This window comes from Variovorax stachyos, assembly GCF_051400855.1.
Classification (GTDB): domain Bacteria; phylum Pseudomonadota; class Gammaproteobacteria; order Burkholderiales; family Burkholderiaceae_C; genus Variovorax.
The window spans coordinates 1-21,768 of sequence record NZ_JBLFFN010000018.1 but is presented as its reverse complement, the minus strand read 5'-3'; the positions used below and the strand labels follow the sequence as shown (position 1 = coordinate 21,768).

Annotated in this window: 20 protein-coding genes; 1 reads left to right on the top strand and 19 read right to left on the bottom strand. The window is 62.7% G+C overall.

The features are described from left to right. Nucleotides 1–154: 154 nt before the first annotated feature. The gene (locus ACMGEZ_RS24090; protein ID WP_436824808.1) at nt 155–1,201 is read right to left on the bottom strand and encodes a CAP domain-containing protein; all 1,047 of its coding nucleotides are present in this window, start codon (nt 1,199–1,201) and stop codon (nt 155–157) included. 223 nt (nt 1,202–1,424) lie between these two features. Between ACMGEZ_RS24090 and ACMGEZ_RS24085 the strand changes: the two genes are divergently transcribed. Beyond that, on the top strand, nt 1,425–1,799 hold the full coding sequence (locus ACMGEZ_RS24085; protein WP_436824807.1) for a VOC family protein: 375 nt from the start codon (nt 1,425–1,427) through the stop codon (nt 1,797–1,799). 343 nt (nt 1,800–2,142) lie between these two features. On the opposite strand, the gene ACMGEZ_RS24080 is transcribed toward ACMGEZ_RS24085, so the two are convergent. From ACMGEZ_RS24080 to ACMGEZ_RS23995, 18 genes are all read right to left on the bottom strand, one after another. Next, nucleotides 2,143–2,508, bottom strand: coding sequence for a hypothetical protein (locus tag ACMGEZ_RS24080; RefSeq protein ID WP_436824806.1), 366 nt, complete (start codon nt 2,506–2,508; stop codon nt 2,143–2,145). A gap of 1,665 nt (nt 2,509–4,173) precedes the next feature. Further along, nucleotides 4,174–4,626, bottom strand: coding sequence for a DUF7832 domain-containing protein (locus ACMGEZ_RS24075; protein WP_436824805.1), 453 nt, complete (start codon nt 4,624–4,626; stop codon nt 4,174–4,176). Then, complete coding sequence (locus ACMGEZ_RS24070; RefSeq protein ID WP_436824804.1) at nt 4,623–5,159, bottom strand: hypothetical protein; 537 nt, start codon at nt 5,157–5,159, stop codon at nt 4,623–4,625. Before ACMGEZ_RS24070 ends, ACMGEZ_RS24075 begins: the two co-directional genes overlap by 4 nt. 110 nt (nt 5,160–5,269) lie before the next feature. Continuing rightward, the gene (locus ACMGEZ_RS24065; RefSeq protein WP_436824803.1) at nt 5,270–5,626 is read right to left on the bottom strand and encodes an Imm8 family immunity protein; all 357 of its coding nucleotides are present in this window, start codon (nt 5,624–5,626) and stop codon (nt 5,270–5,272) included. A 145-nt stretch (nt 5,627–5,771) separates the two neighbouring features. Then, entirely contained in the window at nt 5,772–6,056 is a 285-nt protein-coding gene (locus ACMGEZ_RS24060; RefSeq protein ID WP_436824802.1) for a hypothetical protein, read from the bottom strand. A gap of 297 nt (nt 6,057–6,353) precedes the next feature. Beyond that, the gene (locus ACMGEZ_RS24055) at nt 6,354–6,527 is read right to left on the bottom strand and encodes an EndoU domain-containing protein (protein WP_436824801.1); all 174 of its coding nucleotides are present in this window, start codon (nt 6,525–6,527) and stop codon (nt 6,354–6,356) included. Further along, complete coding sequence (locus ACMGEZ_RS24050; protein ID WP_436824800.1) at nt 6,512–6,685, bottom strand: hypothetical protein; 174 nt, start codon at nt 6,683–6,685, stop codon at nt 6,512–6,514. Before ACMGEZ_RS24050 ends, ACMGEZ_RS24055 begins: the two co-directional genes overlap by 16 nt. After that, nucleotides 6,682–7,428 (bottom strand): hemagglutinin repeat-containing protein, encoded by a 747-nt coding sequence (locus tag ACMGEZ_RS24045; RefSeq protein ID WP_436824799.1) that lies wholly within the window; start codon nt 7,426–7,428, stop codon nt 6,682–6,684. The genes ACMGEZ_RS24050 and ACMGEZ_RS24045 overlap by 4 nt, the downstream gene beginning before the upstream one ends. Nucleotides 7,429–7,529: 101 nt before the next feature. Beyond that, nucleotides 7,530–8,447, bottom strand: coding sequence for a hypothetical protein (locus ACMGEZ_RS24040; RefSeq protein WP_436824798.1), 918 nt, complete (start codon nt 8,445–8,447; stop codon nt 7,530–7,532). 23 nt (nt 8,448–8,470) lie between these two features. Next, nucleotides 8,471–8,731 carry a CPCC family cysteine-rich protein gene (locus tag ACMGEZ_RS24035; protein ID WP_436824797.1) on the bottom strand — a complete coding sequence of 87 codons (261 nt, stop codon included), beginning with the start codon at nt 8,729–8,731 and terminating at the stop codon, nt 8,471–8,473. A gap of 113 nt (nt 8,732–8,844) precedes the next feature. Then, nucleotides 8,845–9,120 carry a hypothetical protein gene (locus ACMGEZ_RS24030; protein ID WP_436824796.1) on the bottom strand — a complete coding sequence of 92 codons (276 nt, stop codon included), beginning with the start codon at nt 9,118–9,120 and terminating at the stop codon, nt 8,845–8,847. Nucleotides 9,121–9,223: 103 nt separating this feature from the next. Then, complete coding sequence (locus ACMGEZ_RS24025) at nt 9,224–9,580, bottom strand: hypothetical protein (RefSeq protein ID WP_436824795.1); 357 nt, start codon at nt 9,578–9,580, stop codon at nt 9,224–9,226. Between the two features lie 93 nt (nt 9,581–9,673). Further along, complete coding sequence (locus ACMGEZ_RS24020; RefSeq protein ID WP_436824794.1) at nt 9,674–10,405, bottom strand: hypothetical protein; 732 nt, start codon at nt 10,403–10,405, stop codon at nt 9,674–9,676. 16 nt (nt 10,406–10,421) lie between these two features. Further along, nucleotides 10,422–10,679: a hypothetical protein gene (locus ACMGEZ_RS24015; RefSeq protein ID WP_436824793.1), complete on the bottom strand. Its 258-nt coding sequence runs from the start codon at nt 10,677–10,679 to the stop codon at nt 10,422–10,424. A gap of 273 nt (nt 10,680–10,952) precedes the next feature. After that, a complete protein-coding gene (locus ACMGEZ_RS24010) occupies nt 10,953–11,216 on the bottom strand; it encodes a hypothetical protein (protein WP_436824792.1) in 264 nt (87 codons plus the stop codon). Nucleotides 11,217–11,449: 233 nt separating this feature from the next. Further along, on the bottom strand, nt 11,450–11,734 hold the full coding sequence (locus ACMGEZ_RS24005; RefSeq protein ID WP_436824791.1) for a hypothetical protein: 285 nt from the start codon (nt 11,732–11,734) through the stop codon (nt 11,450–11,452). Beyond that, complete coding sequence (locus ACMGEZ_RS24000) at nt 11,731–20,151, bottom strand: hemagglutinin repeat-containing protein (RefSeq protein ID WP_436824876.1); 8,421 nt, start codon at nt 20,149–20,151, stop codon at nt 11,731–11,733. Before ACMGEZ_RS24000 ends, ACMGEZ_RS24005 begins: the two co-directional genes overlap by 4 nt. After that, nucleotides 20,039–21,768, bottom strand: a 1,730-nt coding sequence (locus ACMGEZ_RS23995) for a beta strand repeat-containing protein (protein ID WP_436824790.1), incomplete at its 5' end; no start/stop codon positions are given. The genes ACMGEZ_RS23995 and ACMGEZ_RS24000, both read right to left, overlap by 113 nt.

Below are 21,768 nucleotides of genomic sequence, written 5' to 3'. Positions count from 1 at the left end.
CCGTCGATGGCGGGCGATCCCGCCGGTAGGAAACATCTAGTTTCCGGCGCGAGCGGTGCGCGGCAAATCTGGCTAACGGCCTAGCCGGGGCATGCGGGATAGTGCGAAGGGGCTAGGGGGCTGGGCGTGCGACGGCCCGGTGCACGCAACTTCTTCAGCGCGCAGCGCCGGCGCCCGTGGAGAAGTTGAAGGTCTTCTCGAACGGCACGCCATCGTTGGTGCCGGCGACGTTCACCGTATAGCTGGTGTTCGGCGTGAGCGAGGCGTCGGGAATCAGCACCGCCTGATGGGACGCCAGCACCGCGTTCGGGTCGCTGGCCTTCGTCAGCGGCGGGCGCAGCGCGACAGGTGTGCGGCCCGACAGCGTGATCATCGAGGCCGAGGAGATCGTGAGCGTCTGTCCGCTTCGCACGGCGACCACCACGCCGGGCCCGAGCGGGCTGGCCCGCAGGTCGCGGCCGGGCACCGGGTTGGGCGTCTCGTTGGTGATCTCGTAGAAGACACCGGTCGTCCCTTCGCAGGGATAGGTGAGCACCTGGTCGCTCGCGGGCTCCTGGCGGCCGGCCGTGCGCGTGAAGCCGAGGTTGAACTGCTGCACCGTGCGCGGGCCCCTGCTGGCGGTGGTGCCGAGCTGGTCGCTGCCGCGCAGTGCGATGCCGACGTCGCGATAGCCGCCCAACATGCCGAGCTGGTGATAAGGCAGCGCGAGCAGCGCCCGAACGCCGAAGACGCCCGTGCCGACGATCGAGCCCGTATAGAACAGGCTCGAGATCTCTTCGCCCACGCCGCCGGCCACATAGCCTGCAGCCGAAACCCGGTCGAGGGGAGTGACGCCGGTGAACCCGGGCGTGCCCGCCACCTCGGTGTGGCTCAGCTGGGTGTTCAGGATCTGCCAGTCCGCGTGGGCCTGCGCGGCCGTATCGAGCTGGGCGTTCTGCGCCACCAGGCCGAATCCGCAGCGCCCGCGCTCGGCGTTCAGCAGCTCGAAGGCTTGGCGGCCTTCCGAGCCCGCGCCATAGGTGTCGGGCGGGACGGACGCGACCAGCGTCGAGGGTTGCGCGCCGTCGCTGGGCGTGGCCGTGGTCGCCGGCGGCGGGGCGGCGGGCGCGCCGGTGGTGCTGGCGGGCGTCGAGTTGAGCACCGGCACCGCGCCCCCGCCTCCGCCGCCTCCACCACAGGCGGCGAGGGCTGCGTAGGACAAGGCCGCAAGCGCACGGCCAATCATGTTGTAGGAAGGGGGGAGGAACCGCCGGCACGTCATAGGGACATCACCTCACGCGCGGGCCTCCTGCCCTGTCAGCGCGCGGCCATCGTTCGTGTAAGGGCGGCGCCACGGCGCCTTTGGGCGGCACGGGCCGCCTTCCTACAACGGCGCGCCGTTCGGCTCGCAGAATGCGGGGCCTGGGCTCCACAGGAGAAAAGCCATGCTTCAGAAATCCCCGATGTATGCCTACATCCCCGCGAAGGACCTCGAGCGCGCGCGCCGCTTCTACGAACAGAAACTGGGGTTCCAACCCAAGATGGAGATCGGCGGTGGCGTGGTCTACGACTGCGCCGGCGGCACCAGCTGCTTTCTGTACCCGACGCCCAACGCGGGCACCTCGCAGGCCAGCCAGGCCTTCTGGCAGGTCGCGGACATCGAGAGCGAAGTGGCCGAGCTGAAGAAGCGCGGGGTGGTGTTCGAGGACTACGGGATGCCAGGGCAGGATGCCAACGGGATCCTGAACGAAGGCGGGGCCAAGGCGGCCTGGTTCAAGGATTCGGAGGGGAACATCATGGCGGTGATACAGGGGGTGTGAGGGATAGAGCCAGAGCTGCAATCCTGCGTCTTGACGGCAGGAAACGATTCGCTCGGCTGACGCGAGACAGCAGCCTTCGTGGTGCCAGCCGCAGGCGAGGCGTCACCATCGACGCCACGGCCAGCGCCCGGTTGCAGAATTCAGCCTCAGGCCGCGCATCAATCCGTTAACGCATGTGCTGCATGGTCGAAGCGGTAGTTCACGTCGCCGAAAAGCCGCAATTCACCCGCGTCCCTAGTAACGCAACCTAGGTGTCCAGCCAGCTCACTTCAAAAGTGGCTGAGTGAAGACCCGGTACAGGCCAGCGCTTGCCTTCAAACTGACTAGCAAGGGCCAAATACGCTTAGGTTCGCCTGAATGCCGGGTGGCGGCGAAACGCATCCTCGCGAAGCAGGGAGGCGGCGGTGGAGATGTCACGCATGAGGTCGGCGAAATGAAGGTTGACCCCGGAGCGCATCGGATGGCAATCCAATTCGACTCTCCCTGCGTGATAGTCCAGGTCCCACGCGTGCCAGATTGCCTCCGCCTCTACAACATCGGCCAGAAGCGTGACACCGATGGGCGCGAGGTCAAAAATTCCACGTCCCGGCGTCGAACTGCTTTCACGAAGCCAAAAGTAATGCGGGGCGCCTCCGAAATCTGCCACTCCTTCTTCCGGCAGTTCGACCTCTCCGTCATAGTCAAAGTAGCTATAAACGCGCTCGGCCATCACAGTTTTTCCTACTTTCATAAATGTCGGCTAGTGGCCCGACTGTAGCCGTCCGATCAGATGGAGGAAGTACGCGTTGTTTCCCAGGGCATGACTTTGTTTCGGCTTCGGCGGGCGCTCAAGGACTATGGGCGCCAGTACGAGACCCTCAAGAATCCGCGGGCACCGCCGATATTGAAACCATGCCGAAGAGAAAATTCCTGGTTCTTTACGCGATCCTCACATCGTTGGGTGGGTGTGCGGTGGAAAAGTACGAGCTGCCCGCCGGCACACCCTATGCGGAGGTCAAGAGCCGGCTGCAGAGTGGGGCCAGCCGCCATGACAGCATCAGAATAGCAGTGGGCGAAGCGGGCTGTGGCACGCCATCGGCGAAGCTTGCTATCAAGGTCAGGCACTCGGGCCCCATTCCAAAAACTTCTGTAAGGATCGCCGCAAATCGGCCGGTGGCGTTCTACTACACCGACGGGCGCTCAGCGGGATCGCTGGGACATGCCGTTTGCAGCCAAACCCACCTCGTCGTCTTGGACGAGGGCCAAACGTATACCCTCCATGGCGGAGCCAAGTTCGAGCCCGGCAAGTCTTTCCCGACGGCTTGCACGTTCTCGATCCGCAATGATAGGACCGGGGAAGAGCCTCGGCGAGCTCACAATCTATGCGCAAAGAGTGGGCAGGTATTGCTGCCGGAATAGCTGCATCGAGGAGCGCTCCTAGTTGCGAGCATCCTGCTGCTCAACGAAAAGCGGCTTGCAGGAGCTTGCTGAGCTGTATAGAAGTTCTACTCTTGGCTGTTGCGGCTATGGAGCCGGGTCCTTCCAGTTTGGTCTTAGCCCTTCGGTGGCCTCCTTGCGAACTTGCGCGAGAGAAGAGTCCGAACCTATCTCCGCTTCGATTTCGCCGATACAGCCCCAACAGTCCTCGCCGCAATCCACCGACAGTGGGTCCACGTCTCGACCTAACTCGCGACCGCAAATCCGACAGTTCATGCGATGAATCGTGCCATAAGGTTGAGCGACTGCTCCTGGCCTGCTGGCGCCGGTCATCCTCAAGAACCCATTCGGGATACTTCTCCAGCATCTCTTCGTAGGTCATCAGCTTCTTCTTCGACATCAGGGCCCTAACGCCCTGGGTGCCGCTGAGGTGCGAGCCTCGCGGGTGATGTCGTTCTTGGCCCCCAGCGAGACGAGCCCGCCCGACAAGCTGCTGCCGATGCTGGTGCTGGTCTCGTACTCGCCGCTGCCCGGTTGGTGGTGCTCTCGAGGAAGCCCTTGTCGGTCCATTGCATCGAGTAGCTGCCGGAGCTTTGCTGCTGGCCCGATTCGATGTGGATGTCGCGCCCCGCAGTAACGCCGAGCAAGCCGTTGCCGGCGTCCACTGTGGCTTGGCGTGCGTTGACGTCGCGGCCCGCGTTCTCAGCAGCGTCGTGCCGTTGGTGGTGAGGTGCTGCGCCGAGCTCGTGGTGTCCTTGTCCTTGTCCTTGTCCTTGTCCTTGTCCTTGTCCTTGGCCTTGGCCTTGTCCTTGGCCTTCTGGTAGCCGAGGGCCCTGAGTGGTTCCGATCTGGCTGTGCTTCGTGGTTTGAGTGCCGAGGTGGTGATGTGGTCGTCGGTCACGACTCACCCAAATGCCTGACGACACGGCTCATGCCCGCAAGCTCACACCGGTCCGCGTCACTGCCCGTTCTCCGAGCTCGTCTGCGATGGGCCATTCAACCAAGCACGGTAGCGGGAGTCGATCAGTGGCGCGACGATTCGATAGGTATTCCAACTATCGGCCATGCAGTACTCCGATCGCCCGCCCACTTGGCAGATTCGCTCATAGGTGCCGAGATATCCGTCCTTGCCGTTGTAGTACGCCTCAGCAAATCGTTGCCCATCTGCGTTTAGATCGTGCTCGGACAACTTCCCATCCAGGAATCGCCAGACAAATTGACCGGGGGTTATCGCTTTGCTACGCAAGGACTCGAGTTCCTCCCCGAAGTCCTCCTTGAGTTCGTCACTAACTAGGCCATTGAGCACAGCCCAAGCGAAGAACATCCCGATGTGCGTTGCTCCTGCCTCAGGCGGAAGTTCTTCAGGAAAGCCCGTGCCGCCATAGTGCCAACTTGCGTCGTCGATCTTCATGATGAAGTCGCGCCTGAAGCACGAAGTTTCGCCAACGCCTTTTCAAGCGGCTTAATGTTGGTAGGGTCGGAGTCAATGCTTCTATCCAGCAGACCGAGCCAGTTCAGGTAGCCAGTCCGATAGTGCTCGAGTCCTTCCGGAGTCACATCGAGCAGATGCACTCTGAAGTTGTCGGGAATGTCGGGTGCTTGATCACAAAGAACACGTTTCAAAAGGCCGTGATCTTGCAGAAATCGAACGTAGATGCCGAGCACCCTTTTCTTTTTCTGACGTGCTCGCTCCGTAAGCTCAGGAGTTTCTTCGCGGCCGTAGGTGTTCGTATCCTCGAGGACCCATTCGGGATACTTCTCCAGCATCTCTTCGTAGGTCATCAGCTTCTTCTTCGACATCAAGGTCTCTTGACGATTCGCGATGAGGGGTGGCCGATATGCACGGCCAAGGAGGCGGTCTGGTATGTCAACGATGTGCTCGTCGCAGCTTTCATTCGGCGAGAGGTCTCGCGCCGCTTCGAGCGCGCCATCATTGGTTTCCAAGCTCCGCCGGGTTCGCCCAGCCATGATGGTGAACTCAAGATTGCGCCTTCGGTTTCAGGACAACTGTCCAGGCACTCCGGGTGTCCCGCCGATACGATGGTGAGGAGGCATTACGCATAGCCGTCGAACTCCCACTCCGCCAGCAATCGAAGCTTGGACGCGACCTCCGCCCAGTCTCGGCCTTCGACGGAACTTACGGCCCGTTTTACGAAGCCTTCCAGTTCATTGAAGTTGTATGAGTTGATGATCAACTTGGCACGCGACCATTGAGCGCCCCATTTACGCACCTCCTCTTCTAGCCACCTCGGCGTGCACACGAGCACCTGAAAGAGGTCAGAGCTCTTTTCACCGACAGGGCCAATCTCCATCTCCATCCAGAATGCGAAGAAATTGTCGATTTCTGGAACATAGATGCGCATGTCGAAGTCGCTGCACATCACACTTTTTAGCTCGGCACGAATCGTCATGGCTACTTCACAATGCTTGGTCCGTTGCTTGTCCAGGTCGTTTCTATGGAAGCTCCGCCCCGAAAAGTTGGGCTGCACGCCGTGGTCGCGTAGGCACTCGATTTTGAGCAGGTTGCCGGTACTGCCTCAATCGATCCGCACTGACTTAGTCTGGTATTTCAACAATGCGCTCGTCGCAACTTTCATCGGCGAGAAAGTCTCGCCAAGCTTCAAGTGCACGACGATAGACTTCCAGGCTCACTCTGCCGCCGGGCTCGCCATCCATGACGGTATAAATGAACTCAACTCCTCCAGAGTCTGCAACGAGATCCCAAGCATTGCCTTCCACTCGGAAATGAGAGACCACGTTCTTAGCGACGTCGTCCAATCTCTTGAGTACTTTGTCGCACAGCTCAGGAGTCCGTAGCTCCATTTGAATTTGAGAGAGCATGTATAGGCGCTCATCGGGTGAACTCGGATCCCAGCCGACAACTTCACCCTGTGAATTCAGCAGCCTGATGTATGCGTGCGAAGGAGGTCCTTTACCTTGGCGTCTCAGCCTCTCGTATGAAGGAGTGCTGGGCCAAACTTCTAGAAGACGACAATACTGGAGAAGCATTCGGGTAAATCTCATCTGATTGGCCAAGCGCGCCACTGTGTAACAGACCCAGTGGGTGGAACGAACTGTACCTTTACCCCACTGGGAGTAGTCGCAAAAAATCCAGTAGGAGCACCCGATGGGCGCTGTTTAAAGGCGTCTGCCAACTCGAAACCAAGCCTGGCCTTCCGACCAACTCTGGGGGAAAAAAGTAGAAGGCTTGCTCTTGTCAACCCACTGACCCGCAGGATTTTGCACCTGCACCGTTCCCTCATAAATTCCGTTCGCATCCGGCGGCTTCGTAGCTGCTAGCCCGTGAAACACCCTCCCCGCTTGGTGGTGGTCTCGGCATCGAGCGTGTCGCCGCTCCTGGCGCCCAGCCCGTGGCCCACGTCGTGCAAGCCCAGGGGACCGAAGTCGCCGCCGCGCTGCCGCTGCTCGCCGTGGACTTCGCTGCGATTGACGGCCCCGGCGATGTTCACCGTGCCGCCTTCATGGCGATGTCCTTGGCCGCGGAGACCTGTACGCCCTGCAGGTTCACCGCACCGCCGCGCAGCACGACGCCGCCCTGGCTGCTGCTGATGGTGCTGAGGACGGCGGTGTCGGAGCCGATGTCGATGCCGGTGCCCGAGGCCTTGTTCTGCATGAACGCCGGGTCGAAGATCGGGCTGGAACGCTTCCTGTCGAAGTCGCCGCTGGCGCTGCTCGTGCTGCGGCCCTCGACGATGGTGAGCTGGTTGCCCGCCGACAACATCACGCCCTGCGTGCCGCTCACATGGGCGCCCTCGATGACGAGGTTGTTGCCCGCACCCATGGCGACGACCCCGCCAGAGAAGCTGCTGCCGATGCTGGTGCTGTTGTCGAACTGGCCGCTGACCTGGGTGGTGGTGCTCTTGAGCAAGCCCTTGTCGGTCCAGCTGGCCGTGTAGGCGCCGGATCTGCGCGCCTCGCCGGATTCGATGTGGATGTCGCGCCCGGCCTGCACGCTGAGCAGGCCCTGCCCCGCATCCACCGTCGCCTGGCGGGCATTCACGTCGCGCCCGGCGTTCAGCAGCGTGGTGCCGTTGGTCGCAATGGTGCTGCCGAGCTCGCTGGACATGGACAGGACGCTGGCCATGTCGTTGCCCATGGCCATCATGGTGGTGGACTCGCGCACGGTGCCCAGGTTGATGTCGTTCCTGGCAGCGATGGCGGTGTAGCCGCCGGCGCCCTGGTTGGAGATCACGGCGCCGAGCAGGTTGACGTCGCGCCCGGCGCTGGCGACCAGGGTGCCGCCCGGGTTGGTGACGTAGAGGCCGGCGACGCGGTCGACACCCGTGCTGCCGATCAGGCCTCCCGTGGTCTGGTGGTGGTCTGGGTGGTGGTCTGGATGTTGATGTCGCGGCCCGCGGTGATCGACAACGCGTCTCGCGCGTCGATGGTGCCCCCGATGTTGTTCAGGTCCGTCCGGGCTTGCAGGCCGACGCTGCCGCCGGTGATGCGGCCCCCGAGGTTGCCGATGGTGTCCGCATCGATGGTGACCAGCGCGCGACCTGCAATGGTGCCGGCGTTGACGAGGTCGCCCGAGCTCTTGATGACGGCGGCATCTGCACTGAGCAGTGCCCCCGACCCATCGATGTCCCCCGGCCGCACGCGCACGTACACCTGCGGCACCAGCACGCGCTGGGTGCTGCCATCGGGCAAGGTCACGGTCTGCTCGACCAGCCAGACGATGTCGCTGGTCAGTTGCGCCATCTGCTCGGCGCTCAGGGCCACGCCGGGGCTCAGGCCGTAGGCCTGCGCAAAGGTGGCGCCCGCGCTCATGAGGGCCGCGTACTGCTCCTCGTCGTTCTGGAAGCCATCGAGGTAGCGGTAGCCGGTGAGCTGCGCGATCTGCTCGCGGATGAGCTTCTGCTCGTAGAAGCCGTCGCCCAGGCGCTTCTGCACGATGTCGGCGTCGAGGCCGAGCTTGTCCAGCAGGTAGTCGCTGTTGAGCCAGCTGCGGTAGTTGGCAAAGCGCGGATCGGTCTCGACCAGGTAGCGGCTGCCGGGGTCGGCGCGGGTGCTGAAGAGGCTGGCGGGGGGGACGGTGGTGCCAATGGATGCTGGTGGTGACGCTGGTGCTCTGGCATACGTTGCAGCTGAGATTGACGCTGACGCGGTAGCAGATTGCGACGCTGCCGCTGTGCCTCTAGCTGTGCCTCTAAGCTGTCGCGGGCCTGCTTGCCGCTCGTGGTGAGCCGATTGCGCCCATCGCGAGTCCACAGGAAGTCAGTTGGGGTCAGTCCTTAAGAATTCCCATGAGGTGAAAGTTCCGTGTCCAATGGACGACGGACAAAATTAAGCATTGCTTGATCGGATGCACCGTAACTCAAATAATTTTGACGAGCCTCGACAAGGGACACCCGGTTTGCCCCGCCTGCGTATTCAGGGTCTCGACTCTGGATCGGATCGTCCTCCCATCCGCAAACAGGACAGATTTCAAAGGAGCCGTCCGGAGGGGAACCAAGAGTAAACAAGTTGCAGCAATGACATTGGAATCTGGTCACGGCGCCCCCTTAATTTGCTGAAGCCAGTATTGAATGCCGTCAATCGGTCGAAACATCGACTTCGGCACTCCCCCACTTGAAAAACTCACTGTGCTCATCGCCATCTCGCGCTTCTAAATCAACTTCATCACGTGCATGTCGTGGCGCAATTCATTCGCTTCCTCCTTTGGAATATCCGCCAACAAGATATCAAGCCCAGGATGCACAAGAAGCTGATTAATCACACTAAGATGGTACGCTGCCTGGCCTGGGTACCAACCGCCAAGGAGCATGATCGCAATGCTTTCAAGCATCAACACTTCAACTGGCAATCGATAACCCCAATCCGTCGTTGCTTCAGAGACTATATCCTGATGCGACCACTGGCGTGCAACCCCTTTTCCTTGCACAAATGCAAATAGAGGTAACTCACCTCACGTTTGATTTCTTCATAAGTTGATCGCTGATAGCTCATGGCTTTTTTGTCTAACATTTACTGCCAATTACCTGGCTTTAGCTCAGCACATTCAACAACTTCAGGTCCGAACCGAACTCCTCTCGACTGGCTATCGAGACGAATGACAAAAGACTCTCCAACCCATCACCCTCCAGTAGATTGGCAATTTTGCTTCGATGAAACTCTTCCGCTCCGCCGCGCCCCGCAGCCAGTACTAGCGCAACAACTTCAATCATCAATCTCTCTGTTGGATGAGTAAATGCATGTCGATACTCCTCGTATGCGAACGCAAACTCGTGCTCTCCAGGACTCCATTGCCGGCTTGCCAATATCTTTGACCGGCAATATTGATAGCAAACTTCCAGCATATCGGTCTTAATTTTGAAATACGAGAATTCTTCCTTCATTGCCATTGAACCCTCTCTGAATTCGAACAATATTCCCTGCAGATAGTCGACCGTTGATCTACTATCAGATGGTGCTGCGACGATGAACAGGGAATCCTTCTACCTAGATTTCTTCATAAAATTCCACGCGAAATTAAGCTTTTCAAGAGCGCCAACTGGACTAGCCTCGAATCGGTGCATCATCCATAATGCCACCCTAGTCCCATAGCCGTTCTTGAGCCATTTGCCTTCTACATGGGAAAAAAGAATCTTATCTTCCAGCGAAAAGTAGTCGTCGGTCAATGCATTCCCTGCCAGCCTAGTTTGGCAAAATAAATATCCGACGCGGCCTGCCGTCAAGGATTTTGACTCACCTTGCACGAGCCTTTCATACTCTTCTACACCTGCCTGATAAGAACCACTGAGCCCCGCCAGGATCATTAAATCACCCAGCACGGCCTCATCAAAATTTTTGGACGAATGTGTCTGCCTGCTGTAATTTAAGAAGCTCTCAAATGCGCGAACAAGATCAGCTCGAACAAGTTGATCATCTTCGCCTTTCAACCAAGATGCCACTGCACGGCCACGGAAAAGAAGCATCAAATGAAAACTTGGCGACTCTCCAAACCACTTCTCCTCATGCTTGTCGATGGCCTCATTAATCCATTCAATCAAGCTCGGAAGCGCAGAATGAAATTTTGGCACCGCAAGAAGATATCCGTAAATGAAATTGTCTAATCGACTGGTTGCCACATTTCCCACGGGCAAACCGTCTTTGCGGCAAAATGTAGTATAAAAATCAACCATTGCAGGCGAGTATGCCGTTCGCAATTCAGTTGCTCGATCAAACATATACACACCTCATTCCCTATCCGTGCACACGCATCAGAAAGTCCTTTAGTTTGGCCACGCCTACGTCGCTCGATAGGGTTTCCAGCGGCCGCATGCCCAAGGTCGAAAGATGGCCGCTATGCAACCAATTGATAGAGTTATCACCGAAACCGCCGTAGATTCCGATTGCCAGCTCTATGTCTCCTACTTCGACTAATAGTTGTCGGGTGAACTCATTGTCCTTCCACAGGTCGCGGAGTACATCGATGAAAGCCTTCCATTGATCTGATGTCATCTTGCTCCCGCCAAGCGCGCCGGCTCAAGCGCATTAAAGCAAAAAGTTAGCGCCGATTGGTGGCTGTGCCGACGGTGAAAGTATGATTGTGTGAGATCTTCTAAAGTTACGCCAAGCGCCTGCTGTACTGCCGCCTAGTCAGGTCTAGTACGTTATTTTCTGTTATACAACGTTGCGGCGCTAAGTGGGCCGTAGCTTTGAACCTCTGCTGCTGCTGCCGCAGGCGCTGCACGGCATAAAGATGCCCATTCCGACTGGTGAGTAGCGATGCATCTATTGCTTCAACGATTTTGCAGCATCAGGGAAGTACTTTTCGCAAAACTCTTTAAGTCCATCAAATGAATCGAGAGCACAAATCTCCTTTCCAAGATCAAATCTTACAATTACCCCTGCAGCAATTAATATTTTCAGTCTAGCGAGAACAGAAATCAACCACTGCATAGAGCTCGCCGCACCGTATTGTTCAGCTTCTTTCATTCTTTCAAAAAGCTCACAATCAATTTGGCCGGACTGAATTTGTCTTTCAAATTCAATCATTTCGTTTGACCATCTGGTGCAATGACCATCTGATGCAAAAAGCAATCATAAATGTATCCGTTTTTCCTGTGATATTCGGACTCGCGGCCGAACCCAGTCAATCCACCACCGCGCGAAAGAACAGCGCCGGTCGGCTTTGTATTCAAATCGGCTAGCAGCGACGAGTTTAAAATTGGCCGCCCAGGCGCAGCGACTCCGATGCCTTCTAAACAACTTGGTGGAAAAACAGGGGCTCAGGCAACAATTGAAATTTCAACCTTTGACCAAGACGGTAAAACCATTTTCAAATCGAAGAAATCATCAAAATAAATCAACCCGATTTTTGCGAGACGCGCAGAAAGCACGTCTAGCGCATCTTGACCAAATATTGGGCTAAACATCAGCAATTCGGCATTCTGATCGGACGGGCCATTGCCCTCCATTGCTTCGAGCAAGATCTCCATAGATACGCCTCGCTCTTCCAGCGAAGCCCGGCGAATCACAATTCCATGTTCACCAGAAAATTTCACCGTATTCATTGACCCCTCGGCAAGGTTATTCCATTGGGAACATTGATTCTAACATTGTAAATTGGCGTACTTTGCATGGGCTGGTACATCTGACTCCATTGGGAATTACCCGCTGTTTTAAGTGCATCAAACGGAACGGCAAAATCAATACGCACAGGACCTGTTCCACCCGGCTTCGCAGCGCCAGGAGCAGTCACGTAGACCGTAGTTGTGCCGGCGCCGTGAAGTGGTGTCCCCACACCGGCCGGTATGGCAGTGCCTTGATTGTTCATCCACTGACTAGCCTCTTCAACGGACACCCATCTTGATACTGTGACGTATCCAGAAGGAACTGAGCCAGTTGAAGCTCCGGAACCTAGCGGCGTAACGGTGGAGAAGCCTGGAGGGGCAGGCGGCGGTGTGTATTTAACTGATGGAGCAGAAATTCCGTCTGCCGCGGAGGTCGAATCTCGCAAGACTGGTTCAATAGTAGTTCGACCATTGACAATCTTGACGGCAGTGGCACCAGCTACGACGGAAGCTCCGAACGTTGCGACATCCACTAACGTCTGCCGATTTACAACCTGCTGGCGTTCATCGTAAGTTTTTTTCTCGCTCGTAGTTGGCTGATCGGGTCTCAAATTTATCTGAAGCGTCTCCCAGTAGAAGTCTCGATACTCCGCGTCATTACTGTACTCAGAATATGTTAATGGACTTCTAAAATCAGATGGGGTCGCCGAGAAAAGAGGTTGCGAGCGCCCCGTCGAATCGACAAATGTGTCTCCGGCGTTGCGATTGATGAACTCCTTGGCAGACACGTAAGAGTTGTACTCCTCGCTTGCATAATTTCCCAGGTTATTGGAGTTGGTGGTTTGACTATATATGTCGGCATTTCCTTCGCCTGCTAACGTAAGCCACCTAGCTGCCTCCGCAACGGACACGGCGCGCCCTAGCTTTTCCGTCAGCACGGCTGCAAAACTGGATGCCTTACCTTTAATCCAAGTGATTTCCTTTGGATGCAGCTGCCGGTTGTTGATGTCGACGCTATAGGCACTCGCTGCCCCAGCGCCGCCTCCCACTGTTGCCCCGATCGCCGCCGCCGTCACGGCGCCCAGGGCCTGCGCCACCGGCGTAGGCAAGCCCATCCCATCGATGGCCTCACCGATGCGCGGCATCAATCCAGCGCTGGCTCCCGCCCCAAGCGCACCGGCAACCCCGCCACTCAACCCCCCTGCCGCCGTGTGCAGCGCCACGCGGTACTCGCCGCCTTCTGCCCATTTCGCCGCTTCGGCCGGACTGGAGTCCCTCAACTCGCTGTACTTCTTGTCCGCATAGGTCCCAATTTCTCTCGCCGCGTTCCTGTTGAACTCCTGCGTGACCTGCGCCTGCGCCTGCACATCGCGCACGATCGTCAGCGTGTTCCAGTCCCTCACCAGCGTGCCGGCACTGGCGTTGTCGCCGGTCCGCACCGACTGGTCTCCCGCGACGCCGCTGATGCCGCTGCGCGTGGTGCTGTTCTGTTCGTCGCCCGAGTCACTGCCCACGCCGGCACTGCCGGTCGGCGGGACCGCCGCTTGTCTTGGCTTGGGATCCCACGACGGATTCCCGTCCGTTGCCGAGGTGTAGCCCAGGCTCACCCCACCGCTGACCGCATAGCTGCTCCCGTTCGACCTGCTCACGTTCTGCAGGTCGCTCATCGTCAGCGCCCCGCCGGTCCGGAAGCTGTTCTTGCCCGCGTCGATCGCCGCCTGCGTGCTCTCGATGACGGCCCCCGTCAGATGGGTGTCGCCCCGCACGTTCACATCGAAGCCCCCGTCACCCGCCTTGATGCCAGCCTGCGTGTTCGGGCTGATGAACACCCCATTGGCCTTGGCACCGGCAGCGCTGCCGCCCACGGTGGCCACGGCCCCGTAGCAGATCGGCGGGATGCACAGGCTCACGTTCAGGCCACCGCTCGATTGGCGGCTCTGGCCCACGCTCACGTCCTGCAGGCTCTCGATGCTCAGGTTGCCGCCCACGTCGGCGGTGACTCGGTGGCCATCGACCACGGCACCGCGCAGCGTCAGGTCGCCGCCGCTCGCGATGTTCACGGCCTGGCCGCCGCTCACCTGCGTGGCGTTGAAGCGGGTGTCGTTCTGGTTGTTGCTGCCCCTGCCCTGGCTCACGCCCAGCTGGATGCTGAAGCCGGTCTGCGCCCCTAGACCGAAGGTCACGCCGACGTTGGCGCCGCTGCTGCTGTTCTGGCCCACGGTGACGCTGGTGTCCCTGCTGGCCTCCAGGGTGATGTCGTTGTCCGCGGCGAGGTTGGCGGTGTTGCCCGCGGCGATGGTGGAACCGACCACGTGGATGTTGGAGCCCTGCCCGGCGCCGGTGGCGATGATGTTGACGTTGTTGGCACCGACGACGCCGGAGCCCACGGCCTGGCTGCTGGTGGTGACGCTGGTGCTCTGGCTCTCGTTGCGGCTGAGGTTGACGCTGACGCCGTAGCTGAGTTGGCCGCCGCTGGCCACGGCCTGGGCGCCGTCGTAGGCCTGCTTGCCGCTCATGGCGAGGTTGGCGGCACCCAGCGCCTGCATGCGGCTGTCGCTGGTCTCGCCCATGGCCTGCACGGTGCTGACGGCGCCGCGCACGCTGTCGGTGCTCAGGCCAGCGACGTTGGCGCTGCCGCCCAGCACCGTACTGGAGCTGCGGCCGAGCGTGATGGACTTCTCGGTGTCGAAGGCCTCGTTGATGACGACGTTCTTCGCGAGGATGTTGACGTCGCCCCCGGCGAGCGGGCCCGCCTGGCCCAGGGCCATGACGCTGCTGGCGGTCTGGCGGTATTCGTTGCCTGCCACCAGGGTCACGTTGCCTGCGAGGCTGGCGACCTGACTGGACTGCTGGGTCGTGCGGAAGGTGGCGGTGGACTCCGCGTTCTTGACGTTGCCGACCGCGGGGTTGTACCAAGTGCCCACGGAACCGCTCTTGCCCGTCGCCTCGTGCCGCACTTCGGTGCTGGTGTTCTGCGCGCTCTCGATCGTGAGGTTGCGACCGGCGATCATGGTGATGTCGCCATCGGTCACGACGGTGGCGGCCTTCAGGGTGGTGTCCCGGCCGCTCACCGTCTGCAGGCTGCCGGCAGAGACGGTGGTGCCGATGGCGTCGTTGCGGGTGATGGCCTCGGCGCCGGTGCCGAAGCTGCCGCCCTTGATCAAGGCGCCGCCCCAGATCACACCGCCTGGCATGCCGGTGGCCACCATTCCCGCGCCGATGGCTTTGCCGACGCCGGTGGCACTGGTCCGGGTCTGGCTCGCGTGCGCTTCCTGGGTGGTCTGGGTGGCGGTGCTGAAGTTGATGTCGCGGCCGGCCGAGAGGCTCATGGCCTCATCGGCGCGCAGCTGCGCGGCCTGGGCATGGATGTCGTTGCCCGCCACCAGGGCGACGGTGTTGCCGCTCAGGCTGCTGGAGAGCACTTCGGTGCTGTTGCTGCTGTCGAAGGTGCTGCTGCTGGTCTTCTTGAGCAGGCTGCTCGAGGAGCTGACAGTCGCGACGGCGAGGTTGGAGGTGGCCTGGCCCGCCGTGAGGTTGATGTCGTTCCTGGCAGTGGCGACCAGCGCTCCGTCCGTGCTGGCGACCGCGCCGGCGCGGATGTTGAGGTCGTTGCCGGCGGCCAGGCGCACATTGCCCGTGCCCTGGATGACCGAGCCGATCTCGCGGCTCTCCGAGCCCACCGCCGCCATGCCCTGGCCGAAGACGGCGGAGCGGCTGGATTCGGTGACGGTCCCCATGTTGATGTTGCGCCCGGCGCCGACCGAGACCGAGCCGCCGCTGCTCAACGCTGCGCCGAGGAGGTTGACGTCACGGCCGGCCGAAGCGATGAGGACGCCGTCGGGATTGCTCACGTAGACGCCAGCGACGCGGTCGATGCGGGTGGCCCCGTTCAGGCCATCCCCGGTCGACTGCGTGGTGCTCTGGAGATTGATGTCGCGACCGGCCGTCAGGACGGCTGCGTTGTCCGCGGTGATGCTGGCGCCGATGTTGTTGATGTCGTTCTTCGCGTTGATGCCGACGCTGCCGCCGACGATGCGTCCGCCGGCCAGGTTGTTCACGTTCTCGGCACTGAGCGACACCATCGTGCGTCCCGCGATGGTGCCGGTGTTGACGAGGTCCCCCGAGCTCTTGATGACGGTCGCATCTGCACTGAGCAGTGCCCCCGACCCATCGATGTCCCCCGGCCGCACGCGCACGTACACCTGCGGCACCAGCACGCGCTGGGTGCTGCCATCGGGCAAGGTCACGGTCTGCTCGACCAGCCAGACGATGTCGCTGGTCAGTTGCGCCATCTGCTCGGCGCTCAGGGCCACGCCGGGGCTCAGGCCGTAGGCCTGCGCAAAGGTGGCGCCCGCGCTCATGAGGGCCGCGTACTGCTCCTCGTCGTTCTGGAAGCCATCGAGGTAGCGGTAGCCGGTGAGCTGCGCGATCTGCTCGCGGATGAGCTTCTGCTCGTAGAAGCCGTCGCCCAGGCGCTTCTGCACGATGTCGGCGTCGAGGCCGAGCTTGTCCAGCAGGTAGTCGCTGTTGAGCCAGCTGCGGTAGTTGGCAAAGCGCGGATCGGTCTCGACCAGGTAGCGGCTGCCGGGGTCGGCGCGGGTGCTGAAGAGGCTGGCGGTGGGCACGCTGGCATTGGGCGTGCTGGTGCGCACGACCATCGCAATGGTGCGGCTCGCGCCGGCCTGGGCGTTCGATGCGGTGCTGCCGCCGGCACCGCCCGGGCTGCCCACGGCGTTCGGATCGCTGCCCGTGGGCGTGGACGCGGTGCCATCGGGCCCGCTGGCGCCGCTCGCGCTGCCGGCGCTGCTGCCCGCGGTCTTGGCGACTGCGCCGACGTTGGCAGGCACCTCGACGACGGTGCCCGGGCGCGCGCTGCCGCTCACGCCCCCTGCAGCACCGGCATTGGCAGCGACGTTGGCGCTGCTGCCCGCGGCCCCGGGCGCGCTGCCGCCGGTGGCGTTGGTGTTGGCCTCGTACCTGTAGGCACCGAGCTTGAGGCTCGTGGGCGCAACGGTGAGCGGCACCAGCGGGCCGACCTCGCCCTTGTGGTTGATCACGAAGGCGGTGCCGGTCGTGGTGCGCGTGCCGCTCAGTTGCTCCGACTGGTAGTCGGTGGCGCTGAGCGTGCCGCCGGCCAGGACCTGGCTGTCCTGGTTCAGCAGGCGCCCGTTGACCGTCATGTTCCCGCCGGCCACCAGCCGCGCGGGGGCGAGGTTGGTGGCGGTCTCCTCGGTGACGGTGAGGTAGTTCGTCCAGACGCCGTAGCCGCCCATGCCGACCAGTTCCTCCGTGCCATCGGGCTTGCGCAGGTACACCATGCCGTTGGCGGGATCGAGGCGGACCTGCTCGAAGGGGTGGAAGGTGATGCCGTCCAGGGGCACCATCGCGGCCACCTGGACCACGGTGCTCTGGGTGGTCGTGGGCGTGCCCTTCTGGATGTGCACGTCGCGGTTGTTGACCTGCGCCATCGACACGGTCATGTTGCCCAGCGATTCGATGTCCGCGCTCAGGTTGTCGAGCGTGGCGCCCTGGCCGGTGGCGTAGCGGTTCGCGTCCAGCGCACCGCCGATGAACATGTCGCCGGCGCTGAAGATGAGCGAGCGCTCGCGGTTGTTGATCGTGCCGGCGCCGATGTCGAGCGAGTCACGCGCGGCGATGCTGGCCGAGCTGGTGATGCCGTTGACCGTCTCGGCGTGGTTGTTGAGCACGCCCGCGCCGATCGAAATCGAATCGCCGTAGATGCGGCCGGTGCCGATGTTGTGGAGCGTGCCCGCGTTGATCTGCGTGCTGCCCTTGCTGTCGATCAGCCCGCGATTGGCGAAGGTGCCGCTCGCGCTGACGATGGTGGTGCTGCCGGACATCTCCGCACCGGCGGAGTTCTCGATGTTGTGGCCGCCGATGTTGAGCGTCTGCCCGGCCAGCAGCTTGCCGTGGTTGGCGAAGTTGCCGGTGGTGGTGTAGCTGAGAGTGCCGTTGGCCGCGATCTCGGCGTTGTTCACGATGTCCTGGTTCAGCGCGATGCTCAGGTCCTGGCCCGAGAGGGCCTGGCCGTCGGCGCTGAAGGTGCCGGCATCGATCTGCAGGCTCTTGTTGGCGACCAGCTTGCCGCTGCTGTTGACCAGGCCCAGGGTCTTGGCGGCCGGATTGGCGGCGTTCGGGTCGGTGATGCGCAGGGCGTTGCCGGCGGAGATCAGGCCGAAGCTGTTGTCGATGCCGCCGCCGCTGGTGATGGTGGCGTCGACGTCGGCACGGATGGCGCCTGCGTTGTTGACCAGCATGCCGGCGGCGATGACGACGTTCCTGCCCTCGATGCCCTGGTCGGTACCCAGGGTCGCGGCGTTCGCGAGGCTGCCGGTGTCGAGGGTCGTGGTGGCCGATGAGCGGATCAGCGCGCCGGTGTTGTCGATGGCGCCGGCGGCGATGCGCAGGTCGCCCAGCGCCAAGGTCCGGCCGCCGCGGTTGTCGTAGCCGGCGCCGTTGGCGTCGATGCTGACGCTGTCCTGGCCGAGCACGAGGCCGCCGCCGGCGTTGATCACGGTGCTGGTGCTGGCGAGCAGCGCGGCCTTCGCGCCGATGAAGCCGGCGGTGTTGTCCAGGGTGCCGCTGGCGAGCGTCAGCGTGCCGCCGCTGGCGATGCCGCCCTGGCCGTTGCCGTAGCTGGCGGCGTAGGTGTTGGTGAGCTGCTGGCCATGCGTATCGATGACCATCGCGGCGCCGGACTGGATCAGGCCGGCGTGGTTGTTCAAGGCGCCCGATTGCAGGTTGGCCGTGCTGGTGGCGGCGATGGTGCCTTGGGCGTTGGTGAGCGCCTGGCCGCGTGTGTCGATGCTCAGGCTGTCGCCGAAGATCTTGCCACTGCTGTTGTCGAGGCCCGCGTTGCTCAGGGTCGCGGCGCCGCCAGCCTGGAGGCGGCCACCGGCGTTGGTGGTCGCGCCGAGGGTGCCGATGTTCAGCTTGCCGGTGACGGCGGCGACGGTGCCGCCGCTGTTGTCGAGCGTGCCGGCGTTCAGCGTCGTGCTGCCGTTGGCGGCCAGGGTGCCGGCGCGGTTGCTGGCAGGGCCGGTGACCGCGGCATTCAGATCGCCCACGGCGGTGATGCGTCCGCCGTCGTTGTTCAAGCTGCCGGCATTGAGCCACGCGGTGCCGCCGGCACCGATCTCGCCATGGCTGCTGTTGTCGAGCATGCCGCCGATGGCGAGGCCGAGGTTGGCGGTCTCGGCGGCGCGGATCGTGCCGCCTTTGTTGGCGAGGCTGCCGGCGGCAACGGTGGTGTCGCCGTTGCTGGCCAGCGTGCCGGCGTTGTTGTTCACGGCGCCCACCACGGTGATGCGCGTGGCCGCTGTTCCGGCCTGCACGATCTTGCCGCCCTGGTTGCTCAGGGCGCCTGCATCGATGGTGATCTGCCTGGCGTGGGTGCTGCCGCCGTCCTGGCCGAAGCCGCCGGCCACGTTCACGGCCAGCGCGCCGTTGCCGACGATCTCGCCTTGCGCGCCGCTGTAGCTGCTGCCGGCGATGCGCAGGGTGCCGTTGCCGGCGTGCTCGATCTTGCCGGCGGTGTTGACGATGCCGCCTGCGGCGTCGAGGGTCAGGTCCTGCGCATTGGTGGCGATGCGCCCGCCGCTGTTGTCGATGGCGCCGGAGGTCGCGATGGTGGTGGTGCCGCTGCCGGTCTGGACCATGTCGCCGCCGGCAGTGTTGGCGAGGTTCGAGACGCTCAGGTTCAACTGGCCGGCGTTGAGCTTGCCGCCCTTGTTGACGAGCGTCTGGGCGCCTTGGCTGTTGGCGACGACACGCAGCGTGCCAGCCGTCGCCACCGCGGCGCCGCTGGTGACGACATTGCCCTGGGTGGCACTGAGCGCGATGTTGGCGGCACCGTTGGTGCTGCCGGACAGGTCGATGCTTGCGCCCTGCAGCACGGCGTCTTCCGCGGCGAGGTGCGTGCCCCGGGCCACCAGGGCCCCGGCGGTCGTCACGCGCAGCTGGCCCGCGGTGCCGAGCTTGCCGTCGGCCTGGATGCCTGCGCCGAGAACGCCTGTGCTGCCCTCCTGCACGCTGCCTGCCGTCAGGGTGGTGTGGCGCCCGGCGGTGATGCTGCCATCGTTGGCCAGGAGGCCGGTGACGTCGATGCTGGTGTCGTTGCCGCCGCGCAGGGTGCCGCTGTTCGCCAAGCTGGCGGCCTGGATGTTCAGGTCGGTCGCGGCGCTGACCTGACCCTGCGCATTGGTCAAGGCGCCGGTCACATTCAAACGTGTGCCGGCTTGCACCGACTGGATCGTGCCCTGCGTGTTGTCCAGTGCGCCTGCATCAAGCGTGACGCCTTGGTTGGCAGCCAGCGTGCCTGCTTTGTTGTTCACCGCGCCGAGGATGTTCGCCGTCACGCTGCCCAGGCCGGAAACGGTGCCCGCGTTGTTGTCCAGGCTGCCGGCGACCAGGCCGGTGTTGCCGTTGGCAGCGATGGTGCCGCCGGCGTTGCTGGTCGACCCGATCGTCGTGCTGGAGAGGTCGGGCGGAGGTGATGCGCCCGGCGTCGTTGACCAGGCTGCCGGCCTGAAGCGTGAGCTTGCCGCCGGCGCTGAGCTCGCCTTGCCGGCTGTTGTCCAGCAGGCCGGCCACGGTCAACGAAAGATCGGAAGTTCCGGCGGCGCGGAGGGCGCCGCCCTGGTTGTTCAGGCTGCCCGCGGCGATGGTGATGGCGCCATTGCTCGCGATGGTGCCGCTGTTGTCGATCGCGCCCGAGCTCGCGATGGTCGTTGCGCCGCTGCCGGTCTGCACGATCTCGCCGCCTTGGGTGTTGGCGATGTTCGAGGCGCTCAGGTTCAGTTGGCCGGCGTTGAGGTTGCCGCCCTGGTTGACGAGCGTCTGGCTGGCTTGGCTGTCGGCCGTCACGCGCAGCGTGCCCGAGGTGGTGATCGTCGCCGCGCTGGTGATGACGTTGCCCTGCGTGGCCGTCAGCGCGATGCGGGTGGCGCTGGTGGTACCGGAGGACAGGTCGATGCTCGCGCCCTGCAGCGTGACATCGCCGGCGGCGAGCGTCGTGCCGTTGGCCACCAGCGCGCCCGTGGTGGTCACGCGCAGGTCGCCCGCGCTGCCGAGCTTGCCGTCGGCCAGGGTGCCGGCAGCGAGCACGCTGGTGCTGCTGCCTTGCAGATGGCCCGCCGTGATGGTCGTGTGCCGCCCGGACGTGATGCTGCCGTCGTTGACGAGGGCGCCCGTGACCTCGATGGTGCTGTCGTTGTTGCCGCGCAGGCTGCCGCTGCTGCTCAGGCTGCCCGCCTGAATGGCGAGATCCGTCGCCCCGCCGATGGAACCCTGTGCATTGAGCAACTGCTGTGCCACCGTGAGCCGCGTGCCGGCCGTGGCCGACTGGATGCTGCCCTGGCTGTTGTTCAGCGACTGCGCGCCGATTGCGACACCTTGGTTGGCGACAAGCAGGCCGGCGGTGTTGTCGATGGCGCCGTTGGCGTTGGCCGTCAGTGCGCCGGTCGCGGAGGCGCTGCCGCGCGTGTTGTCCAGCGACCCGCCGGCGCTCAAGCTCGCATCGGCGTTGCTCTCCAGCTTGCCGTCCGTGTTGATCAGGTCGCCCGTGCTGGCGATCTGCAGGCTGCCTGCGCGCAGCGTGCCGCCGGTGTTGTCGAAGCGATCGACGTTGGCGCTGAAGCCCTGGGCCACGTTCACGCTGCCGCCCACGTTGCTGAAGCTCGGCCCGCTGACGGCCAGGCTCGTCGTGGTGAGGGAGCCGCCGTTGTTGTCGACCTGCGGGGTCTGCAGCTGGATGGGGCCGCCCGCGTACATTCGGCCCGCATCGTTGAGGACGCTGCCGGCAGCGGTGATGGTCCCTGGCGTGGGCACGTAGCTTGGTGATGCGATCGTTGCACCGCCGGTGCCGCTGCCGGGGGCGGTGCCGGTGCCGGTGCCGGTGTCCGGCGTCGTCGGATTCGAGGTCCCGGTATCGCCGCTGCCTGTTCCCGTGCCCGGCTGCACAGGCGTCTGTGGCACCGGCTCGGCGCCGATCACGCCACCGCCCGTGTTGCTCA

What these genes read in the sequence shown, in the direction of transcription:
- ACMGEZ_RS24020 (WP_436824794.1), bottom strand. Translation starts at nt 10,405, where the DNA reads ATGTTTGATCGAGCAACTGAATTGCGAACGGCATACTCGCCTGCAATG.
- ACMGEZ_RS24025 (WP_436824795.1), bottom strand. Translation starts at nt 9,580, where the DNA reads ATGGCAATGAAGGAAGAATTCTCGTATTTCAAAATTAAGACCGATATG.
- ACMGEZ_RS24080 (WP_436824806.1), bottom strand. Translation starts at nt 2,508, where the DNA reads ATGGCCGAGCGCGTTTATAGCTACTTTGACTATGACGGAGAGGTCGAA.
- ACMGEZ_RS24060 (WP_436824802.1), bottom strand. Translation starts at nt 6,056, where the DNA reads ATGCTCTCTCAAATTCAAATGGAGCTACGGACTCCTGAGCTGTGCGAC.
- ACMGEZ_RS24005 (WP_436824791.1), bottom strand. Translation starts at nt 11,734, where the DNA reads ATGAATACGGTGAAATTTTCTGGTGAACATGGAATTGTGATTCGCCGG.
- ACMGEZ_RS24015 (WP_436824793.1), bottom strand. Translation starts at nt 10,679, where the DNA reads ATGACATCAGATCAATGGAAGGCTTTCATCGATGTACTCCGCGACCTG.
- ACMGEZ_RS24085 (WP_436824807.1), top strand. Translation starts at nt 1,425, where the DNA reads ATGCTTCAGAAATCCCCGATGTATGCCTACATCCCCGCGAAGGACCTC.
- ACMGEZ_RS24010 (WP_436824792.1), bottom strand. Translation starts at nt 11,216, where the DNA reads ATGATTGAATTTGAAAGACAAATTCAGTCCGGCCAAATTGATTGTGAG.
- ACMGEZ_RS24075 (WP_436824805.1), bottom strand. Translation starts at nt 4,626, where the DNA reads ATGAAGATCGACGACGCAAGTTGGCACTATGGCGGCACGGGCTTTCCT.
- ACMGEZ_RS24065 (WP_436824803.1), bottom strand. Translation starts at nt 5,626, where the DNA reads ATGACGATTCGTGCCGAGCTAAAAAGTGTGATGTGCAGCGACTTCGAC.